3 protein-coding genes and 1 pseudogene are annotated in these 2,632 nt (G+C 53.2%); 1 reads left to right on the top strand and 3 read right to left on the bottom strand.

The window, feature by feature from the left end; genetic code table 11:
* On the bottom strand, positions 1–272 hold a 272-nt coding region (locus tag RTY00_RS16250), incomplete at its 3' end, for a YijD family membrane protein (RefSeq protein WP_312665129.1).
* Positions 273–290: 18 nt separating this feature from the next.
* On the bottom strand, positions 291–935 hold the full coding sequence (gene fabR / locus RTY00_RS16245; protein WP_312665128.1) for an HTH-type transcriptional repressor FabR: 645 nt from the start codon (positions 933–935) through the stop codon (positions 291–293).
* A gap of 194 nt (positions 936–1,129) precedes the next feature.
* Between fabR and sthA the strand changes: the two genes are divergently transcribed.
* Positions 1,130–2,530 carry a Si-specific NAD(P)(+) transhydrogenase gene (sthA, locus tag RTY00_RS16240; RefSeq protein ID WP_008109650.1) on the top strand — a complete coding sequence of 467 codons (1,401 nt, stop codon included), beginning with the start codon at positions 1,130–1,132 and terminating at the stop codon, positions 2,528–2,530.
* On the opposite strand, the pseudogene RTY00_RS16235 reads toward sthA, so the two are convergent.
* Positions 2,513–2,632, bottom strand: a pseudogene (locus tag RTY00_RS16235) (DNA-binding transcriptional regulator OxyR); the annotation flags it as partial. The gene sthA and the pseudogene RTY00_RS16235 overlap by 18 nt on opposite strands.

Genomic DNA, 2,632 nt, shown 5'->3' with positions numbered 1-2,632 from the left:
CCGATATCCGGATATTCAGCCCGCACCAGCGCGCTATAAACCAAAATACCCAGCAGGAAGAACGCCGCCGCCAGTGAAGGCATGCCGTCTGGCATATTGCGGTTGAGATAACGCTGATGCAGACACCAGGCCGCAAGGCCAAGCGCAATCAGCGGGAATATCGAAAAGGGAACAAACGTGCTGAACAGCACCGAAAAGGAGCCGTTGATCGCTAAACCGGTGATAAAAGCCAATAAAAGCGTTCCTTTATCGCGTGGGTTTTGCTCAATCATTTCATTATCCTTATCACATTACTCTTCGGGTTTTTCCAGGGTAACCGCCAGGCGCTCTTGCTCCCGGCGATACCAGTAATAAGCACCTTTGGCGATCATGCGCAGCTGCAGCACTAATCGATCCTCCAGCTTGCGGCGCTGCTCAATATCAACGTCCAGCACTTCGGCACCCGCGCTAAACACAATCGTTACCATTGCTTCGGCCTGCGCTTCGGTGAAGCTGCGCGGCATGCGATTTTCCAGCTCAAGGTAATCGGCCAGTTCGGCGATGAAGTGCTGAATCTCACGGGCAACGGCGGCACGAAATGCTGCCGAGGTTCCGGAGCGCTCGCGTAGTAAGAGCCGAAAAGCGTTGGGATTGTTCCCGATGAACTCCATAAAAGTTGCCACCGAGGTTTTGATGATGCTGCCGCCCTTGGCAATACGCTGGCGCGCCTGACGCATTAACTGGCGCAGCATCAAGCCGCTTTCGTCCACCATGGTCAAGCCCAGCTCGTCGACATCGCGGAAGTGACGATAAAATGAGGTCGGCGCAATCCCCGCTTCGCGTGCAACTTCGCGCAAACTCAGGCTGGCAAAACTCCTTTCTGCACTTAACTGACTGAAGGCAGCTTCAATCAGTGAACGTCGTGTACGTTCTTTTTGTAGCGCTCTGACGCCCATTTTCCCGGCCTTTTAGGTGATTTGGCAGGCACTATAACAAACTTTTCAGCGTACAGCGGTGCAAACTTTGTGAACGCCTGTGAACCTCACGCTTTGTCAAACTTCAGCAATTTACGCTGTTAGAATTCAGATGTGCGCGGCGAGATGTTAGAATCTCGTTGTAAAAATGTGATAAAAAAATAGGACGTACTGGTATGCAAAAGTCTTACGATTACGATGCCATTGTGATTGGCTCCGGTCCGGGCGGCGAAGGTGCGGCGATGGGGCTGGTGAAGCAGGGAGCGCGTATTGCAGTGATCGAACGCTACCACAACATCGGCGGCGGTTGTACTCACTGGGGAACCATCCCTTCCAAAGCCCTGCGTCACGCTGTCAGCCGTATCATTGAGTTCAATCAAAACCCACTTTACAGCGATCACACTCGACTCCTGCGCTCCTCATTCGCCGACATTCTCAACCACACCGAGAACGTGATCAGTCAGCAAACCGCGATGCGTCAGGGTTTCTACGAGCGCAACCGCTGTGAACTTTATCAGGGCGATGCCCGATTTGTTGATGCCAACACCATCGAAGTGGAACAACCCGACGGCACCCGCGAGCGCTTAACCGCTGAGAAATTCGTTATTGCCTGCGGTTCTCGTCCGTATCATCCAGCGGATGTCGATTTTACCCATCCACGCGTTTACGATTCCGACTCCATCCTCAACCTGCACCATGAACCTGGCCACGTGATCATTTATGGCGCCGGCGTAATTGGCTGTGAATATGCCTCGATTTTCCGCGGCCTGAACGTCAAGGTTGACCTGATCAACACCCGCGACCGCCTGCTGGCGTTCCTCGATCAGGAGATGTCAGATTCCCTCTCCTATCACTTCTGGAACAGCGGCGTGGTGATTCGTCACAACGAAGAGTTCGAGAAGATTGAAGGCGTTGATGACGGGGTGATTATTCACCTTAAATCGGGCAAAAAAGTGAAAGCCGATTGCCTGCTGTACGCAAACGGTCGAACCGGTAACACCGATTCACTGGCGCTGGAGAACGTGGGACTGGAAGCGGATGGCCGTGGCCTGCTGAAAGTAAACAGCATGTACCAAACCGCGCTGCCACATATTTACGCGGTTGGCGACGTGATTGGTTATCCAAGCCTGGCTTCTGCTGCTTACGATCAGGGCCGCATCGCCGCGCAGGCAATTATCAAAGGTGAAGCCACCGCGCATCTGATCGAAGATATTCCAACCGGGATTTACACCATTCCGGAGATCAGCTCCGTAGGTAAAACCGAACAGCAGCTGACGGCGATGAAAGTGCCGTATGAAGTGGGTCGTGCGCAGTTCAAACATCTGGCGCGTGCGCAGATTGTTGGTATGCACGTCGGCAGCCTGAAGATTCTGTTCCACCGCGAAACCAAAGAGATTTTAGGGATTCACTGCTTTGGCGAGCGTGCTGCGGAGATCATTCACATCGGCCAGGCCATCATGGAACAGAAGAACGGCGGCAACACGATTGAGTACTTCGTGAATACCACCTTCAACTATCCCACCATGGCCGAAGCCTATCGTGTGGCAGCGTTAAACGGCTTAAACCGCCTGTTTTAACGAGGTATCCAGATAACCCTTCATGTGGGTTTTGATTGCTTCTGCCAACTGCTCATAGCGGCTGCGCAGAGGCGATCCTGGACGATAGACCAACGCGATGGT

The organism is Pantoea sp. CTOTU49201, assembly GCF_032054795.1.
Classification (GTDB): Bacteria; Pseudomonadota; Gammaproteobacteria; order Enterobacterales; family Enterobacteriaceae; genus Pantoea; species Pantoea symbiotica.
The sequence above is the reverse complement of the archived record's forward strand: the minus strand, read 5'-3'. Positions and strand labels throughout refer to the sequence as shown.